Consider the following 19042-nt stretch of genomic DNA (forward strand, 5'->3'; position numbering starts at 1 on the left):
TGTTGAAATAGTGTTTCTTATATCTTGTATTTCGAATTGTGTCCCCAGCGAGGACACAATTTTATCAGATTAATTATTAATCTATGTATACCGATGCAATGTTAGATGTTGATATTTCATCTGTCCTTTCTAAATGTCAAACCCGCAAAGTCAACCACTTTTTGATCATCTTTTTCAGAGAAGATAACAGTAAATCCTCCGAAACCCGCATTTATGCCACACGTAACAGCATAGTTGGGTGTTATTACACGTAAAGGTATATGCCTTACACTACCAAATGTTGTAAGCTTCATCATCAAAACGTTGCCTTCCGATATATAAATTTCAACTTCTTTGAATTTTGTATCCCCAATCAGCATTTGATATCCGAAATGCCTGTATCTTCCTATTACTTTCTCCCACACAGAGCGATCAATGTTTTTGAGTTTTAGTCCGGATTCGTACTCACGATTGCCAATTCTTTGAAATAAAAAATTTTCGTTATTAACTTTCTTAAAAACAAATCTTTTGTTTCCTCTTTCCACTAGGCTATCATTTGGAAATATTTCAACAGGCAGAAATTCATCCCTGAATAAAGGAGTGAGAAAATATTGTTTTTCCCCATCAATAAGTTTGAGGCGGTCTTTTTCCAAAATGACCTTTATATAACCTTCTTCTTGAGCATAATTACCTAAATATCTTTTCAGGCTGTGCCGGGATAATCTGACCGGAGTTGAAGAACTATGAATTTTTCCGGTTATTGGAGCAGGAAACAGGTCGCTAATACTCAATTGGTACTTGTTCAGGAAATTGAAACAAAATTCTTCTGCAATTGAACCACCTTCTGCTGAGTTTGTCATTACAATTACCGCAAATTTGCTCTTGGGAATTAATAAGAGTTTTGCGTGTGCAAATCCGGCACTTCCTGCGTGATATACAGCAAAATTGGAATCATTTTTAAACATAAACCAGCCTAAGCCTTTTTTATTACTTTCAATAGGTACATTTTGGTTTTGCAGTGAAAACATTTCACGAATAGTTGGGGAATCAATTATCGAAGAGCTTTCTCCATTATAGGCTTTCATCAGTCCAATCGTATATTTGGAAAAGTCATTGATGTTGGTATAAATTCCGCCGGACGCAATATCCCGCAATTCATATTCTTCCACTTCATTTCCACCCAGATAGATCTTCGAACGATATTGCAAACGATCCATTGCAAATCCGGATTGGCTCATGCCAAGTGGAGCAAGAATATTTTGATGAACATAGTCCGCATAATCTTGTTTGCTTATTGCTTTCACCAAACTTCCTAAAATATTATAACCTGCATTTGAATATAGGCCTACCATACCTGGCGGATAGGTAATATAGGTATCATTGATGTAACCTAATACGTCGGTGTACTTTCCGGATCGCAGATCTGAATTCTTCCAGATGTCGGGTTGAATACCTGATGTGTGGGTAAGAATGGATTTTACTGTAATATCCTTTATGTCAATATTTTTTGTTTTAGGTCTGAAATCCCTCAGATAGCTGTTTAATGGATCGTTTATATTTAATAATCCTTTTTGCTGAAGTTGCATCACACTTAACGAAGTAAATGTTTTGGTTATTGAGCCCATATTGACAACCGTATTGGTTGTCATGGGTACTTTGTTCAATTTGTCTGCGTATCCAAATCCGTTGGACCAGATCACTGAATCATTGACGATAATGGCAGCACTTATACCAACTATGTTTTTGTTTTGCTGTAGATTCTTATTAAAGAAATCTTCAGATGATTGCACGAGTTCCCTAGTACTGATGCTGCTATCTGTCTGTGCTTCAGTCTTTGAAAAAATAAAAAACACAAAAAGTATAATTGATGATCTACTTAATTTTTTGAATGGCATCTTTATTCAGGTTTCGGCGGTTTTACAATAACCTTGTTAGCTACAGGCTTTATTTATTTTCAATTTTTTCCAAGCTGATTATAATTTTTTCATCTTTAGGAAGTAAATATTGTAAACGAACAAATCCCAATTGTTCATTGAAATACGATATTAAAAAACTTTTTCCAATTTTTGAGGAACAACTCGATTTTGTCTCAATTGTATTTATGGTACCTAATGGTAATATGATCTTTTTATCTTTTAACGTGTTTTCATAAACACATTTCAGGTTCAATTCACCTTTCCAGGTAATGTCTTTTAATTCTTTCCAATGTTCACCAATTTCTAAATTCCACTTGTATTTTTTAGATTCATTAGGTTTTACGTAAGGAAATGGTGCAAATTGTAATATTTGGAAAGCATTCATTCGGAACGGATGCAACCAGACATTTGTACTATTTTCTATAACACCGGTAAGCTCACTAGTTATTGTTTTTTTATCAGAATTTAAATGAGATAAAATAATTTCCGTTTGGCTATAATCCGGATGGTCTTGGAATATCGGACCTTTTGTTTTCAGTGCTTTGATACTCAATAGATCAATTGCTTTATCATCTTTTGAATTATATTTTATTAATGAAAAAATACTGTCATTGTCAATTTTATATTTCAATGTGTCATTTCCTTTAACTATGTGATAAGTATAAAAGTATTCTCTATTGGATAAATATATTTTATTATCATAATTATAAGGATTTTCATTTTTATTATTTTGTGGATTCTCAACGAAAATACCTTTAGATAAAATGCAGGAATTCAGTAACAGTATTAGACTCAAAAAGCTGATCGATCTTATCATTTCAGATGTGTATAGTTTGTATTAGCTTGCAGATAATAATGGAAAAGAAATTGGCGAAGTGCCTGAAGGATACTTCAGATGATCAGTCAAATCAAAATTATTATTATTCTCATAACTATTTGTTTTTAAAGGTTTCAAATTCAAATATAGTTATTTAAAAAAGCCGAATATGGAAAAAATGCACTAACAGGTACGAAATTACCCATCGTCAATTTTTTGCTTAGTTAACTATCTTTAGCGTAATGCTTGTTACAAGAAAAATGCAGACCATTTCTGTGCAGAACCATTCGAGCAAAACATTTTCAATACTTTGTCCGTCCGACAGCGAGTCGAAATTTAAGAATACTAGGAGTCGAATGCTAATTCATACGATTGTTATCTTATAGCTGTTGTTGAATCTGTTTGTATTTTATCCAGATTCTTTTCGAAATAATCTTTTACTTTTTTGTTAGTAGTGCTTTTACCAAGTTCTTGCAGTGCAAAAATTTGTGTTTGCAGTAATACATCCTTTTCTAAAATTTCGATATCAGGTGTTACGCCCGTTCCTTCCCAATTTGTTTTTGTTACAGGATTAATAGGCCTGCAGTTAGGAATAAAAGCAACAAATGGTCCTTTAATTTTAACCTCATCGCTAGGATTCGCGCCACCTGCCGAAATTTTGCCGAATACGGTTGCTCTTTTTAATACCCGCAGATCATAGGTAAATTCCTCACCAGCTGAAAATGTTTTATCATCAATGATGATGTATAATGGTTTGTTTAAATACCGTTTTGCCGGCACATATGGCAAGGTCCAATATTGTACACTTTTATTACCTTCTCTCCAATACAAATCGTTTAAATGTACAGGATTAGAATCGAAAAAATGACTTGCCAGGAACTGTACCATTTCCGGTTCGCCGCCGTGATTTGCCCTAAGGTCGATGATTAATGCATCAGTGTTTGCTAAATAATTAATTGCGGCAGTTGCTATAGGGGCAGCATCATCAACAGGAAAAAATGCATCTATTTTCATATCCGATATTTCCCTCCAGTATATCAATTTTCGTAAATCCAAAATTTTTCTGAATTCTAAATCGTCGGACCTTTTCTACCTTCTCTTTTTCAGCCTCCATCAATGTTTGTGACCGATTGTAATCCTCTTCATGGTAAGATACTCTCAAATATTTATCGTGAGTAATCGAAAGAAGTTGATTGGTTAAAGTTTCTGCAAAGGTTTTAGCATCGTTAATTTTTAAATAGTAGCCTTTCTTTTTGCATGCTTGAGTGTATTTTCAACTTTGACGGCGACCTCAGGAAAAACATAATAATCATTTAGCTTTTGAAAAAGCGAACCCAGAACTTCACTTTTTGCCTGTTCGCTAATCAATATTTTTGCCTGCTCATCCGATTGTTGAGCTTGTATATTTTGAGCAAATAATAAAAATATCAAAAAAAACAAGATAGTTATATTTCATATTAAAAGTGTCGTTTTGTTTTTTAGATCTATATACATTTACATAAAGTGTTGAGTATAAAATAAAACTTGACATTAAAGATTCATTTCTTATCAGCCTCAATATCGGTGTAGGTAAAAATGCTAGGTTTTTGTTGAAGCTTAACCTTCGTTTCGTTATCTTTTTCAAAGACACTACGATTTTAAGAATCATGAAACTAACAGTAAGTGTGACCTGTCATCAATTCATTTACAGCTTCTGTAGAAAAGAAATAATAGAAAGTAATTACAACCAATATGTCGGTTTATTTATATTTGAGTCATATAACCTTCAGAAAAAAAAATTTTTAGCCCAACGGGATTATACAAAGGTAACCGTAAAAATAGTAGTAATCGTAAAAACCATTAATATAGAAAAATAAAAGGCACTTTTACAGTGCCTTTTTACAATTATACTACTAATGAGAGTACAGTAGCTCCCATTCAAATGATTTTTCCAAACCAAGTCTCTTTTTTGATATTCCGTTATCCAGTCTTGTACCCTGTGGCATCTTACTTAAAATGTCTGACATTTCTTTATTTTGTGATCCTTCTTTCATATCTATAAATTCCTTCATAGTCATTTTGGGATAACTGCTTAGCTTAGGGGTAAAATTAATGGTTGGATCGACTGATAATTCCACTTTTTCAGCCTTCCATATATTGAAATTTTTATTGTCCTCTCTGATATCTAATATTACTCCTGGCAAGCCAAAGAATTTAAAAGGCCCTGCCGAATATGGTAATTCTTTGGTAAAATACGCTGTGACCTCCGATCCTCTAAAATTGGCGGTTGCCTTTATGCAATCATATCCAAGAATCTTTTTTGTTTTTGTTTCGTCGATCTTCCATACTGGTTTAGCAACATTATCATGAATAAAATACTTTGTATCTCTGTCTAAGCCTGTAAAAAAGAAATCTTTTGTTTTGCCGTTGTCTTTAAGTTTTGAAATAAAATAGTTTTTACTTACCGGCTTTCCTGTCTGCTTAACTGCCGAAGTAGTACCTCCCGAATTAAAATTAATAATAGAATCCTGAATGGATATAACATCATTATCTTTCACATAGAGGTCTTCGTACAAAGTCGCAATAGGTGATCTGACATGATGATATTTTACATGGACTTGCTGTGCAAGTCCATGTAAAAAAAACATTACGAAAAAAATCGTAAAAGCTATTTTTTTTAAATTCATAACTATTCAGCCGTAACAGTATAGCCTGCCTGCGATAAATTCCATTTGACAATAGTTTGAAATACTTGACAAGATGAAAGCGTTGGAGCATCAGTTACGAACCATTGAGAGCCTGTCCAGTTCCCTTCACTATCATAAAAATTAACGTTGACTCCGCAAAGCTGAAAAGAAGTTTTAGTTTTTTCAATTTTTTCAACTTGTTTCTCTGAAATTTTTAAGTCAGCTGTTTTGGCACTTACTAACCCAGCTACTCCGAAGGCAGCTAATAAAATTGCTTTTTTCATAATTATTTATTTTTTTGATCGATCAAAAGTATTGATGAAAAAGGCTTGAAAATTTATATTTTAATATTTTGAATTTATATAATTTTAAGATTTCTAGATATGGTTGAGTTCATGTAACATTTAAAGTTCAATTTTATCTGCGTTGTTTTAGTACTGGAGATAAGATAGATTTAGGATTATAGTTGCTATTAGAAAACCTATTGATAGGCTTTTAAGTAATTGTGGTATTACTATGACATTGAACCTTGTATCACTTATCTTAAAATATGTTTGTTCTTTTTTTCCTTATTATTAAACATTGATATAATAAATTCTCAAAAACAACACTAAAAAGTGAAGTGTTAAAAAATTTTTATAACTAATATAATTTTTCGTAAATTTCTTGCTATAAAAGATAAATATTCATTATAAACTTTGCTTTTTTGCAATATTTGATGAACATGAATTCATTATCAATAGATAATATAAAACACAAATGAAAAGTATCATTATTAACTTATTATGTCTTTTAGTATTTGTTTCTTGTGAGAAGACCAAGAATCTTAATGCTAATGAGATAAAGCTCACCCAAGAAATCAATTTAGACCAAGGAACTGCGGAAAAAATTAAAGGATTGTCAATGGGTGTTTTTGAAGTGGCAAAAGGGAATAAAGACAGGGAGATTCTTTTTGAGTATTTTCGAAATCTCAAAAATTACTCAAAAAATTTACCGGCGGCAATAATAATTAGGGCAAAAGCTGAAAATGCAGATCTAATTGTCAAAAAATTCGCACGGGAACTGAAAGATAAGAAATTGATTGTTTACAAATCCGCAGAAAATTACGGTAATGAAGATGATATAATTACTATTCTCCAATCTAATAATAAGTTGGAACCATTGCTCTTTGAAGCAACAAATGGCGTAAACTATGATATTGACACCCAAATGATAATCAATAAATTAAAAGATTGGGATTCCAAATACGGGATTGAGCTGGAGGCAGTCGGCCCTGATTTTGTTTCTGGGAAGTTTAAAAATAAACCCGCAAACATTCCGAAATTTGCAAAAGAAGTCTATGATTTTTGTCCCGACATCGTAGACCAAGGTGTTGGAAGTATAGAGGAATTGGAGAAATCACTTGCAGATTCTAATGAATTTTTCCTTTGGTGGGACTAGTGTGTATCATTTCAAAGCAACAATTAAAAGAATCCTCATATTTTATTCAAATCCGCAATTTTTAGTGTCGATAAGTATTATCTATTTTGAAATTAAGATTTAAAGTTCTAATTCTTTCCCTATAAATTCTCAAGTAATAAACAAAATGAAAAAAATTCATTACCTAATTTTCAGCTTTTTTGCACTTGGATGCAATTCAAAATTAGAAAACAGTAATTCCATCGCCGTAAAACCTACTATAAATATAAAAAAAAGAAAATCCAACGGGACAGAAATCGTTAATAAACTGGAAAAACTCAATTTCTTTAATCTGACAGAAAAGTCTGACCTTAATGATGAAAAAGAGGAATTAGCCCGAGCTTATAATGAGAATAATTTTTTTGAAGGTGCACTCCGAGGAGAGACACTGGAATTTCTGGATAACCGTTTTTATTTTATTGATAGTGAAGAACTCTTTAAAGTTGGAGGCTTGATAAATTACTTGAAAACTGTAAAACCTGTCTTTGAGAAACTGGGCTTGAAATTAAATTATTCCAATGAAAAAAGCTTTCAAAATGAAAAGCATTGGAGACATACAATAGAATTGAACAGCAGAGAATATATTGCTTTTGACAATAATTTTAGTAAGCAGGATTGGAACATTGCTTACGTCATGTTTATCGAGATGTTGAACGAAGAATTAGAAATACAGAATAGTGAAGAAAGATTTTACCCTATATCATCCCAAAATGATGGAAGAATGGTATTGCTCACCAAAAAGCAATTCGAGTTCATAAAAGAAAATTATCCCAATGACAAGGAGCACCCTAAAGAATTGGCAGTTTGGAAAAAAGAAAATAATCTTTATTGATAAATCTCAGCTTAACACACATTTTAATTGTAAAAAAACTATGAATTTAATTTAAACTAATAATTACATGATCAAGTCTGCATTTACATTACTAATACTATTTGTATTAAATATATCTTGTACTAATTCAAATAATAATGATATGAAATTTTTGAAGAATTTATTCGGAAAAAACGAAAAGTCTGAGCCTGTAATAACGCCAAATGCTTATAGTTTAAGACTTGAAAAAACAGCGGAAATGCTTGATGAAAATTTATTTTGGAAGATTGTAGATTCATCCGTTAAAAATTCATCGAATCAAAATGAACAAGAAAAATATCTGGTTTCGGAGATATCAAAACTTACTCCAAAACAAATGGTAGGTTTCAGATTAAGAACCGATAAACTTCTTTATGATACCTATACCTCGGAAATGTGGTGTGCAGCTTACATTATGAACGATGGATGTTCCGATGATGGTTTTGAGTACTTTAGGAATTGGGTAATTTCACGTGGTAGAGACGTCTATTACAAAGCAAAAGAAAATCCGGACACTTTGATTTCCCAAAAAGATCATGGTGATGAAGGTATGTTCGAATTTGAACTTTTCTGGTATGTAGCTCTTAAAGCGTTTAAGAATACAACAGGCAAAGAACTGTACGATTATATAGACGAAAATAATTTCCGGACAAAGGAAGGAAATTATCCTCAATTTGAGTTCAATTGGCAAGAAGGAAATCTGGAAAGCAGGAAAAAACTATGCCCGAATCTATACGCTGAATTTGAAAATAGATAACATGAAGGGATTATCATTTAAATTAATATACACAATTATTTTAAGCTTTTGCTTTTTCATTTTAAAATCTCAAACAAAAGAAAATACTATGAAACAAGATTGGATACTGTTTACCAGAGATTTTGATTTTTCAGAATCCTTTAAGTCTGAGTTATCGATCCAGCTTGAAGAGAAATTATACAAGTTAAATAATTTGGATAAAAATCTGAAAAATCCAATCAAGCTTATAATCGGAATGGAAGATTTAAATCAAAGTATATCAGACGGATATATTTATATTCCTGCACATGTCTACATTCATGATGCTGATAAAATATATCCGATTACAATTTGCTGGAAATCCTCAGATTTCAATGATTTGAAAGCGATTCAAAAAAGTAATCTTGAGGGTAAAAAAGTAGACTTCGAATGGTGTAAAGATTTTCCCTTCGATGAGTTAAAAAAAACACTAAGCCAAGAAAAAAAATATGAAAAAATAAACAATCTGAGTTACATCATTATCCCTAAGTATTATCCTGATTTAGTTATCAATTTTAATATTAAGAGACCATTATTTCAAAACGAAAAAGAAATCATTGAAAATATCTTTAAGAAAAATAAGAATGTTTACGTTTCTAACCTTATTGATGATTCAATCATGCTCGATTTTCAAGTTGATTCAATGAATTTTAAAGAAGAGGATTTTTATAAAGATATGGAATATCTCAAAACTTCAATCAAAGAGATATCAGAACAAGAGTTCTCGAATCAGATAGAAAACGTTGAAATAAGATAGTTATTTACATACAATAATATTATGGCTCTGTGGATACTTCTAATCGAAATTGGTCAGAAAGCCGGCCTATAAAAATTCAATTTTTGTCTTCCAAGATTTCAATACAAATCAACACTCCTTCCGTATAACTATATCCATATCCGAACCCATAGCTTCCACCCCCACTTACTTTTTCTGTATCAGATAAAAGCCGAGGTGAACTCGAAATACCTTGTGAACTATATTGATAATTGTAGCGACCTGATGTAATTGGAGAAATTGAGATAATTCTGACATTTTTAGAAGACCACTTTTCCACTTCGCTGTTTATATCATTAGACAATCGCTCTCCATCAATTTCCGAATCTGACCAACCAACAACTTTTTCTGATACGATTCTTTTTGTGATTGGCTTTTCAGCTCCTAACCAATTTCGTTTTGTTTCTCCGGTGGGAATATTTTCACTGACATTTTGCAGAATAGGCTTAAAATATGCTGGAATAAAAATGGTCTTTATCATTAGTTTTTTTAAATTATAGTTACTAACATAAAAATACGTAATAATGATTAAAAATCAAAGAAGTAAAGCTCTTTACCTTCATAAAAAAAGTCCCCAACTCATCCGGGGACTAAAAACTAATAACCATGAAAACTCAATTATAGATGAGATTCAATACAAATATATATATCTTGTTTTATAACGGAAAATATTTAAGAAAATTTAAGATTAATATTACGGATCATGTTTTCGCGCCGAAAATATGCATTATAAAACTACTTATTCTTTCAATGCATTTTCAACTTCCTCTATAAGCTCTTGCTTATCAGGTAAAATTGTTACATATTTTGAAGCAAATACATTATTTTCAAATCCTCCTAAGATATACTCTGCTGTGATATCGTCTTTTTCAGCGCACAGAATTATTCCTATTGGTGGATTATCATTATCATCGTTAATTTCTGTTTTGTAATAGTTTAAGTATGTATTTAATTGACCTCCGTCAGCAATGTTAAGTTTAGTTGTTTTAAGCTCGATGAGGATATACGATCGTAGAATCTTGTTGTAAAACACCATATCGACGTAATAATGGTTATTATTGATAGTTATTCTTTGCTGGGAACCGACAAACATAAATCCACGCCCTAATTCCAACAAAAAATCTTCGATATGCCTGATTAGTTTTGCTTCCAAATCTTTTTCTAAAATTGGCTTATTCTCAGGAATTCCAAGAAATTCAAAAACATAAGGATTTTTTAAAATATCACCCGCATTTGCTATTTCCTGTCCTTTTCGAGCTAATTCTAGAACTTTTTCTTTATTCTTAGACCCTTGTGAAAGCAAAAGTCTTTCATATAAGGAACTATCAATTTGTCTTTTCAATTCCCGAATAGACCAGTTTGAATTTACGGTTTCTTTCTCATAGAAACTACGTTTTGCTTTATCTTCTATAATTAAAAGCTCACAAAAATGTGTCCAGGTTAAGTGTCCAGTCAGCGACTGGACATCCGGATATTCGGTATAAAGCTTTCTCATATTAAAAAGGTTGGAACGAGAAAATCCTTTTCCAATTTCCTTTGTAAGAAGTTTTGATAAATTCAAAATTATCTGCCTTGATGACTGATTATCTAAATTATTCTTCTGTTCTGTATCGACAATCTCTTTACCGATTCTCCAATAAGTAAAAATCAATTCCTGATTGACACGTTGAGATAAACTTTTTCTTGACGATAAGATTATAGATTTAATATTTTCAACTAAATCTCTATCAATAACCGTTAATTTATCTATATCACTCATACTACAAAAATAGCAAAATATTAAATCCTTCTAAATATAAAATTGTACGCCACTCAATCCTTTGGCCCATAAGTGCACATTTAATTCTCAATCCAATCAAACTTCTTGTTGGCTACTAAATTTGATTTTATTAATTTGTTTATTGAATGCTCAACCGTTAACAAGCCTCTAGTTGTTTCTCCGGTTCTTTGAATAGCTTCATACCCTGAACAAGAATGATAATGCCTAAATATATTGAAAATACTTTGCTTTCTTAATTGAAGTGACATTTTTATATTTTGCAGATCAGCAACATTTATGATGGTCAGCGGGTGAATTTTATGCAATTCATTTTCTATTTCAATATTTTCGGAGAGAAGCAAACTCTCAAATTTGCGCTTAAATGCCATTGAAGTATAACCGGAACTGAAAATAAAATCATTTACAATCAAAGTGGGATATAGATGAACTTTTCTACTAAAATCAAATAAAGGATCTTTTATATAATGTTTGTAGTTATGGAATTCTTTAATAGTCTTTTTCGCAAGCTGTATTAAGCCATAATCTTTGTAAAATTTTTCAAAGTCAATTTTGTCAAAATCCTCAAGCGTTTTAACGGTTTTATACCCATTAACTAAGGGAAGGTAATTACTTTTTGCTTCTGCCAGTATAATCTTGTTTTTTTCACGAATATAGTAATCGGCATATTCAATTTCATTTCTTCCATCCAGTTTAAATTTTAAGTCATTAGTATGTCTGAAAACTACTCTTGGGTTATCTCTGAAGGCTTCTGAAAAAATATTTTCAATAAAGGGTTCAAAAAATTTATCCCCGATGAAATTTCCCCAATCATTTCTATTACAAATATTAAAAGGTTTTAAATAATCAAACCAGAAATCATTGATGAATAAAGAGTATGTTTTTTCAAGCAATAATTTATTGTCAAGAATTAAATAAGTTATTAAATTTCTATTATATTCATCACTTGCTCTAAATAAAGGATTCTTCTTGATTTCCATAAAATCGAAAATTTTTAAATCTGTTTTCTCAATTTTTCCAGTTACATTTCGTTTACTAAAAGCATCAAGGATATCTACATATTCCCTATTGTCTGCTAAAATATTAATGTAACTAACATCCAACTTATTGTCGAAGCTTTTAAAGTAGGTATAAGCTAAAAATTTGAAGAACTCTATCAAGGATTCAATCTTGAAAGTCTTTTTCAGATAATCAGAAAAATGTTTACCAAAAAATTCATCTTTCTCAATTGTTGTAAGTAATGAAAATGACTTATAAAGGAAATTGACGGGGTTAAGGCTATGATAATATTGATTTTGGGGTAATTCTTTAAACATAAAAAACTCGAAAAATCTTTCACCGAGTTTTTCATAACCACTTGACCTGTATTCTTGGTCAAATACCAAAACATTGCTGTTTACACATAGCAGATATCGAAGAATTTGCTCCCTATTCTGAATTGTATACCGAGGTGTCTTCTCTGTAAAATTGTTAGAATTTAAAATTTCCTGCAAAGCATAGAGACAGGTTACCCGCGAAAATAGAACATAATTTTGCGGTGTTTTTAAATATTCATTTATAAAATCTAAACAATTTGAATCCTCTAGGTTATTATGATTATCCAAAAATAAAAATCTTAAGCAAGCTACTTGCGTTTCGCGCGAATCATCTATGTATGAGCTATAGACAGGATTTATTTTTGAATTTATAGCTACAACCGTAGCAATGAGTTCTTCTTTTGGAATTTCTGCGATTAAATCCAAAGGTTTACTAGGAAAGGGCTCCTCGTAAGCTTCTGAAAATTTTATTAGATGTCCGAACATGGTTATTATTTAGTAGTTTAGCTTTATAGTGATGTTGTGAAAATTTCTCTCCAGGAAATATCTATTCTATTTCGATATTTATATAATCAAATTCCAGTTTCAAATTCTGTTTTAAAAATTCAATGTACTTTTTATCACTATCGTTTGCCGGATATTGTCCAACCACAATATGTTTTTTTGGCCTTTCATCGCAGTCATTAAATGAATATAGTAAAACCTGTCCCAGAGCTTCTTTTATACATTCAGAAGCATAAGATGATGATTTTACTTCATAAAAAGTAATGTAGTCCTTTTGAATAAGTTTTATATCAACAAAATTTTCTTCAGGAAACACGTTTTTTTCACCATATTGAGCACATAGTAACTTATACAGTGCTTGCTGAATCTTACCATGTTTCTTTTGAGCAATAAAAGAACGGGCTACAGTAGTCCTAATATGTTCTTCCGTATTTATTTTGCTTGCGGCTTTCCTTGACCGTAATTTTTTTCTTAGATGATGTATCGCAACCGCAACATCGACGGCATTTTCAGTATTTCCGAACTGGTCATAAAGTTGCCTCATAAAAGAATATACATCCAGATTTACAGGCTTATTTTGCATCATCACATTTTGTATTTGTGAAATTGTTGTACGCCGATTTGTTTTCAGACCAAAATGTTCAGCTATTTTAATTAAAACATCATTCTTGAAAATTGGGATAAGCCTCTCATTAGAATATAAAAACGCAACCTTCCACTTAAACAGATCAGGCAAAACTAAATCATCAATTTGCTCAAATTTTCCAAGTTCAGACAGCTGAATAATTTTTATGATTTCATCTTGTACTTTTTTAAATGCTGCTCCCCTCTCCTCTCCGTAAGCTGCCAACCAAGAATATTCATCATCATTTTCGTAATTTTTAGGTCTTTTGGCCTGATCCTGTCTTTGATAAATACCAAATTTTATAGAAGTCATCCCCTTTATACTTCCTAGCATTCGTGTTTTAGTTTCTACCCACTGGCAGAAAGTGTCTTTATTTTTTAATCCAACATATTCTTGTAAAGACATACTTTTAATGTTTTCAATAGGCCACCGATTTAGAAATTGGTCAAGTAGCTCTCTTAATTCATCGATATTCATTTATCAGCTTTTATCTTCAATATACAAAAACATATTGATACAAAATTTTTCATTTTTTTAAAACTGCATTAGCCCTACTAATTTACTATTTGTTGTCCCAAACGTCCTGAGGGGCTATTGTGTTTTCATTTCCACGACAATATGAATGCTATTTCGAAAAAGTTTGTTATCTTTATGAAAATACAAATATGAAAACAATGAAAATCTACAGCATCTTGGCTACAATATGTATTATTTTACTATCCATCTGGATTGTTATTCTACACAAAAATCTGAAAGAGACCGAAGAAGTTCTACAACAATGTTCCGAAAGATATTATAAAGAAATCAGTGAAAAATAAATGGAAAAGGAATTATCTTTTTACGAATTTACTCAGCTCCCAAAGGAAGAACAATACAACTTGGCATTCACCCTCGGCGAGTTCATCAATACGTCAGAGAAAGGCAATGTTAGATTTGCATTGTATAAACTTTTCAATTTCTATGTCGAAGCAGTTTATGATTCCAAGGAAAACAAAATTATTACCCTAACTAGCTTTTTGAAGTCTGACTAAAGAAAATAAAAAATATTACACCTATCGATGCAATGCCTTACGTAGCTATCACTTCTCTTAGAATAAATATTTTATTTCTTAGCTATTTCATGATTCTTTATAGGCTTTCTTGACTAATACTCCTTTTCGATCTTTTTTAAATTTTAGCATCTTATTTTTGTCTTCAACTCTACTGAAAAATTCTGACAATGAAATCTCAAAATAATCGCAGATTGCAAATAATTTACTACAAGTAATATTATGGTCAGTAGAAGTATACCGCTCCAAAGCAAGATTTTTTCCATATTCAGTAAAATATTCATTGTTAACATCTAACAATGCCTTGCCACTTTGTTTATAAAGGTCTTTAATTACTTCTGAAATTGCATCAGTTAATTCTGGAATTTTAGTTTGCTTTCTCATACTAACAAATGGAGTAATAAAAAACAACCTTAACAATTACACATATGTAAATTATTTTTATTATATTCGCATATTGAAACATCAAAATATTGATGTATTTTTGCGAAACTTTAAAAAAATATTAAAAGCATTCGCTTAGAATCTCGGATAGAAAAACTGGCACTTTTTAGCAACGAGACGATAAGCAGATTGCTCACGACCGCGCGGCGTGGGCTCTCTTATCTGTTGCAAGGTATGCCAGTACCCCTATCCAGTAAGTAGAGTTCCACGCCGTTTTTATTCTAATGCTGTCCGCCTACTCCACTATTTCTAAGCTGCTTTTACTATAAAGATTAGGCAGGTTACAATGGCAGCGCATCCATTGGGGCATTTTAGCTCACACCAATTTTCATTCATATTAAATTTCGACCTGTAGAGGCAGGGAGTTTTCTGCACTGGTAAGGCTTCCTCCAATACGGTCTTTAAAATCAAAAACTACTAAAAGACAGCTATTGAAAAACAAAAAAATAGATTTTGAGTCACGGTTCTGGTCTGGCAGTAAAACGAATTCAAGGATAAAACTTATTGAAAAATTCTTTCAATTCAACGACCTTGTTACTGCCAAAGAACTATTGAACCAAATTATGATTTATTCGGGCAAAAAGAAGTCTGTAATACCGGAAGATTCTTCGGCGATATTTCATTTTCATCAAGCTTTACGGTCTTTAGTTCGTGCTTGCTTTCTCCTATTGCAGAAAGAAAAAAGATGGAAAGTCAACGACCCAGCGGAGAATTATTCGCCATTAGCACAGGGTTCACTTTCAGATGGTGAATTTATAAACCCAATGCTGGTATTTCAAAAGGCTTTTGGAGAATACTCCATCAAAGATTTCGAGTACTACATTTCGGTGGCTGTCTATTTTTCGTTGGGTACCTATTCTCACACCGCTGAAAGTAAAATCTTTGTTCCATACCTGCATTTATGCAAAATGCTTGATGCATCATACCTCATCTTAGAAAGAGGAATCCAAAAGAAAAAATAACCATTAATCAAATAAGCAAAGAATGAATAACACTACTTAAGAATCCCCTAAAACATAATAAAAAAGCCCTTTCCGCAAAGTTGACGCTGGTTGGAAAGAGCAAAGTCTAATAAATTAAACTATATCAAAAGTATGAAAAAAAACTTTTGCAGGCTAGGCTGTATTCAACTTTCAGCCACTTTAACCCTGCTAGTCTCGGGAATGGCAATAGGACAAGTAAGAACCATCTCGGGAACGGTCACACAAAATGGGCAGCCAGTCAGTAATGTCTCGGTATTTCAGGAAGGCAGTACAGAAGTTACAATTACTAATTCTTCCGGGAAATATCAGATCCAAGTTGCCGGAAACAATCCCGTTCTTATTTTCAAACATCCAGATTATGCAGAACAACGGCTAGACATCGGAACAATATCCACTGCCAATATTGCTTTAAGCAATAGGGAAAGGCAAATTGAAGAAGTTGTGCTTAACGCAGGTTATTACAAAGTAAAAGAAAAAGAAAGTACGGGAAATATCGCGAAGGTTACAGCAAAAGAAATTGCAAACCAGCCTGTCACTAATGTTCTTTCTTCTATACAGGGGCGGGTTTCCGGAGTGAATATCACGCAAAGTACGGGAGTTCCCGGTGCTGGCTTTGATATTCAGATTCGTGGCAAAAACAGTCTGAGAAGTGCTGGAAACGAACCTTTATATATCATCGATGGTGTTCCATACGGAGGGCGTGTCAATGCACAAAACTCTGCCGCCATCCTTCCTTCCGGCAATATTAGCCCTCTAAACTCCATTAACCCCAACGATATCGAAAGCATTGAAATCCTTAAAGATGCTGATGCGACAGCCATCTACGGTACACGTGGTGCGAATGGCGTTGTTCTCGTCACGACTAAACGCGGCACAAAAGGACGGTTAGAAGTTTCCCTGAATACCAACTATGGACTAAGTAAGGTGGCAAACCATATGGAAATGATGAATACCGAGCAGTATATTTCAATGAGAAGGCAGGCTTATGCGAATTCTGGAATCGCTACCTATCCTTCCAATGCCTACGATATCAATGGAAAATGGGATCAATCGCGATATACAGATTGGCAAAAAGTCTTAATAGGCAATTGGGCAGAGTTACAGTCAACTATGATTTCGTTAAGTGGCGGAGGAGCCAACAGTAGCTTTTTAATTAGCGGAGGGCATACTGAGCAAACCACAGTTTTTCCGGGCAATTTTCGCTATAAGGTAAATACTTTGATGTCAAGCTACAATTATAAATCTCCTAATAAAAAGTTGACCCTCTCATTTACAAACAATTTCAGCACTTCTGATAATAATGTAATTAACACGGATCTCACCAACCGATCCCTGTTTTTAAGCCCCAATGCACCTGCTCTTTATAAGCCAGATGGAACATTAAATTGGGAAGATGGGACATTCGCCAATCCAATTGCTTCGCTGGAAGGCGTGTATAACAATACGATGAAACAGTTTAATCAAAGCCTTAATGTGGACTATTTAATAGGGCTTGGCTTAAATTTCAAAATAAATGGTGGTATGAACTTTCAGGACTTTGAAGAATTTGCCGTCAAACCAAACACAATGTACAACCCGGCTTCAACGTCAGGTTCCAGTCCACAATATTCAACTTCCTCAAAGGGTCTTAATAAAATATTCTCATTCATAGTAGAACCGCAATTATCGTGGAACAAAAAAATCAACAGACATGAACTGCAGGTCTTGGTAGGAAGTTCATTGCAAACGACAAGGAATCAGCAATCAGGCATAACAGGGACAGGATTTTCAAGCAACGCTTTACTGTACAATATTGCAGCGGCAACAACAAAGACATTCAGAGACGAAATCGATATTGATTATCGCTATGTTTCTCTATATGGAAGAGTAAATTATCAATTTGCAAACCGATATATACTTAATCTAACCGCAAGGCGGGACGGTTCCAGCCGCTTTGGTTCAGCTAACAGATTTGCAAACTTTGGAGCACTTGGCGCAGCATGGTTGTTCTCAGAAGAGAGCTTTTTAAAAAACAGCAGATGGCTCAGTACAGGAAAATTAAGAGGAAGCTTCGGTCTGACCGGAAGCGATGCTATCGGTGACTACCAGTTTCTTGATACATATACCTTATCAACAAGTTCCTACAATGATGTCGTAGGATTTTATCCATCAAGGCTTTACAATCCTTATTTCAGCTGGGAAAAAACAAAAAAACTGGAGGTTGCGATTCAGCTCGGCTTCTTGAAAGATAGGCTGATGCTCCAATCCGCATATTACCAAAACCGTTCATCCAATCAGTTGGTTGGAATCCCATTACCCGCTACAACAGGTTTTTCATCGGTGCAATCCAACCTGGATGCAACCGTTGAGAATACCGGATGGGAAGTAGAGCTGTCAGCACATCCTATCAGAGGTAATAAATGGAATTGGAGCTCTTCCTTCAATATCACGATTCCCAAAAGCAAACTGTTATCTTTTCCAGGACTGGAGGGTTCATCATACGCTAATACGTATGTAATAGGCTACCCCACTTCTATCGTCAAGCTATACCAATATGAAGGTATTGACCCCAGCACTGGATCATATCTCTTTAAAGACTACAATGGGGATGGCAAAATAAGCAGTCCCGATGACAATAAAGCCATTGAAAATATCGGAACGAAATTCTTTGGCGGATGGCAGAATGAAATTAGCTACAAAAACTTGAGCCTGTCATTCCTATTCCAGTTCGTAAAACAGACCAACTACAACTACATAAGTACTATGCCCTACCCCGGCAATATGAACAATCAGCCAGCTGCGTTTACAAATGTATGGTCTCAAAACAATCAAGGCGGTTTTATTATGCCTTACTCAGCCGGAACCAATGCACAGATTAATGCGCTTACAGCGAACTACATCGCAAGTACAGCAGCGATCGGCGATGCATCATTTATAAGGCTAAAAAATATCCAGTTAAACTACAAAATACCTGTTAGGTCTTCATGGATAAAGCAGGCTTTAGTATATGTTCAGGGACAAAATCTGGCGACATGGACGAACTATTTCGGTCTCGATCCCGAGTTTACGTCAACCGGATATCTTCCCCCTTTGAAAACTTATTCTTTAGGATGTCAAATAACTTTTTAA

General features: G+C 33.2%; 18 protein-coding genes. 7 read left to right on the forward strand and 11 right to left on the reverse strand.

What is annotated here, in order from left to right:
• Positions 1–116: 116 nt before the first annotated feature.
• The 6 genes from NBX25_RS08645 to NBX25_RS08670 form a co-directional block, all read right to left on the reverse strand.
• On the reverse strand, positions 117–1832 hold the full coding sequence (locus tag NBX25_RS08645; protein ID WP_250253405.1) for a serine hydrolase domain-containing protein: 1716 nt from the start codon (positions 1830–1832) through the stop codon (positions 117–119).
• A 91-nt stretch (positions 1833–1923) separates the two neighbouring features.
• A complete protein-coding gene (locus NBX25_RS08650; protein ID WP_002978383.1) occupies positions 1924–2712 on the reverse strand; it encodes a hypothetical protein in 789 nt (262 codons plus the stop codon).
• Between the two features lie 375 nt (positions 2713–3087).
• On the reverse strand, positions 3088–3726 hold the full coding sequence (locus NBX25_RS08655) for a S41 family peptidase (protein ID WP_002978379.1): 639 nt from the start codon (positions 3724–3726) through the stop codon (positions 3088–3090).
• Between the two features lie 219 nt (positions 3727–3945).
• On the reverse strand, positions 3946–4143 hold the full coding sequence (locus NBX25_RS08660; protein ID WP_002978374.1) for a hypothetical protein: 198 nt from the start codon (positions 4141–4143) through the stop codon (positions 3946–3948).
• Between the two features lie 461 nt (positions 4144–4604).
• Positions 4605–5378 carry a GLPGLI family protein gene (locus NBX25_RS08665; RefSeq protein WP_002978372.1) on the reverse strand — a complete coding sequence of 258 codons (774 nt, stop codon included), beginning with the start codon at positions 5376–5378 and terminating at the stop codon, positions 4605–4607.
• A 2-nt stretch (positions 5379–5380) separates the two neighbouring features.
• Positions 5381–5662, reverse strand: coding sequence for a hypothetical protein (locus NBX25_RS08670; protein WP_002978368.1), 282 nt, complete (start codon positions 5660–5662; stop codon positions 5381–5383).
• Positions 5663–6137: 475 nt separating this feature from the next.
• Here NBX25_RS08670 and NBX25_RS08675 point away from each other — a divergent pair, with 475 nt between their 5' ends.
• The 4 genes from NBX25_RS08675 to NBX25_RS08690 all read left to right on the forward strand — a co-directional run bounded on the left by NBX25_RS08675 (position 6138) and on the right by NBX25_RS08690 (position 9218).
• Positions 6138–6818, forward strand: coding sequence for a DUF4253 domain-containing protein (locus NBX25_RS08675; protein ID WP_002978366.1), 681 nt, complete (start codon positions 6138–6140; stop codon positions 6816–6818).
• 145 nt (positions 6819–6963) lie between these two features.
• Complete coding sequence (locus NBX25_RS08680) at positions 6964–7668, forward strand: hypothetical protein (protein ID WP_002978364.1); 705 nt, start codon at positions 6964–6966, stop codon at positions 7666–7668.
• A 142-nt stretch (positions 7669–7810) separates the two neighbouring features.
• A complete protein-coding gene (locus tag NBX25_RS08685; RefSeq protein ID WP_041461441.1) occupies positions 7811–8443 on the forward strand; it encodes a DUF4240 domain-containing protein in 633 nt (210 codons plus the stop codon).
• Between the two features lies 1 nt (position 8444).
• A complete protein-coding gene (locus tag NBX25_RS08690; RefSeq protein WP_041461440.1) occupies positions 8445–9218 on the forward strand; it encodes a hypothetical protein in 774 nt (257 codons plus the stop codon).
• 76 nt (positions 9219–9294) lie between these two features.
• Here the strand turns inward: NBX25_RS08690 and NBX25_RS08695 are convergent, their stop codons facing one another.
• From NBX25_RS08695 to NBX25_RS08710, 4 genes are all read right to left on the reverse strand, one after another.
• A complete protein-coding gene (locus NBX25_RS08695) occupies positions 9295–9717 on the reverse strand; it encodes a hypothetical protein (protein ID WP_002978358.1) in 423 nt (140 codons plus the stop codon).
• Positions 9718–9975: 258 nt separating this feature from the next.
• Complete coding sequence (locus NBX25_RS08700) at positions 9976–10995, reverse strand: PDDEXK nuclease domain-containing protein (protein WP_002978357.1); 1020 nt, start codon at positions 10993–10995, stop codon at positions 9976–9978.
• Positions 10996–11075: 80 nt separating this feature from the next.
• On the reverse strand, positions 11076–12815 hold the full coding sequence (locus NBX25_RS08705; protein WP_002978355.1) for a hypothetical protein: 1740 nt from the start codon (positions 12813–12815) through the stop codon (positions 11076–11078).
• A 61-nt stretch (positions 12816–12876) separates the two neighbouring features.
• Complete coding sequence (locus NBX25_RS08710) at positions 12877–13935, reverse strand: hypothetical protein (protein WP_002978353.1); 1059 nt, start codon at positions 13933–13935, stop codon at positions 12877–12879.
• A 188-nt stretch (positions 13936–14123) separates the two neighbouring features.
• Here NBX25_RS08710 and NBX25_RS08715 point away from each other — a divergent pair, with 188 nt between their 5' ends.
• Complete coding sequence (locus NBX25_RS08715) at positions 14124–14276, forward strand: hypothetical protein (RefSeq protein WP_002978352.1); 153 nt, start codon at positions 14124–14126, stop codon at positions 14274–14276.
• A 300-nt stretch (positions 14277–14576) separates the two neighbouring features.
• Here NBX25_RS08715 and NBX25_RS08720 read toward each other — a convergent pair whose 3' ends face one another.
• A complete protein-coding gene (locus tag NBX25_RS08720; protein ID WP_002978349.1) occupies positions 14577–14891 on the reverse strand; it encodes a hypothetical protein in 315 nt (104 codons plus the stop codon).
• A gap of 491 nt (positions 14892–15382) precedes the next feature.
• Between NBX25_RS08720 and NBX25_RS08725 the strand changes: the two genes are divergently transcribed.
• Together NBX25_RS08725 and NBX25_RS08730 are read left to right on the forward strand one after the other, a co-directional pair.
• A complete protein-coding gene (locus NBX25_RS08725; protein WP_002978347.1) occupies positions 15383–15913 on the forward strand; it encodes a hypothetical protein in 531 nt (176 codons plus the stop codon).
• Between the two features lie 132 nt (positions 15914–16045).
• Positions 16046–19042 carry a SusC/RagA family TonB-linked outer membrane protein gene (locus NBX25_RS08730; RefSeq protein WP_002978345.1) on the forward strand — a complete coding sequence of 999 codons (2997 nt, stop codon included), beginning with the start codon at positions 16046–16048 and terminating at the stop codon, positions 19040–19042.

It is taken from the genome of Chryseobacterium sp. Marseille-Q3244 (assembly GCF_940807095.1).
Lineage (GTDB): Bacteria > Bacteroidota > Bacteroidia > Flavobacteriales > Weeksellaceae > Chryseobacterium.